The organism is Psychrobacter proteolyticus, from assembly GCF_038155145.1.
GTDB lineage: Bacteria > Pseudomonadota > Gammaproteobacteria > Pseudomonadales > Moraxellaceae > Psychrobacter > Psychrobacter proteolyticus_B.
Genome location: NZ_JBAKAY010000163.1, coordinates 1 through 216, shown reverse-complemented (window position 1 = coordinate 216; position 216 = coordinate 1). Strand labels below are relative to the sequence as shown.

The following is a 216-nucleotide window of genomic DNA, read 5'->3' as shown; positions in this document are numbered from 1 at the left end:
AGCAAAAATGGGTGAAACGTTAAGCCGTATCCGACCTACTTTGAACTATGGTGATTTTGCTGAAACTGATATCGTTATCGAAGCGGTCGTAGAAATTCCAAACGTGAAGCGTGCGGTACTAAAAGAAGTAGAAGGTCTAGTAAAAGATGACTGTATCCTAGCGTCAACCACCTCGACTATCTCTATTACGTTCCTCGCAGAAGCGCTTGAGCGTCC

At 44.4% G+C, this 216-nt stretch carries 1 protein-coding gene; it reads left to right on the top strand.

What is annotated here, in order from left to right; translation table 11 throughout:
* Positions 1-216, top strand: a 216-nt coding sequence (locus V6252_RS13365) for a 3-hydroxyacyl-CoA dehydrogenase NAD-binding domain-containing protein (RefSeq protein ID WP_341610760.1), incomplete at both ends; no start/stop codon positions are given.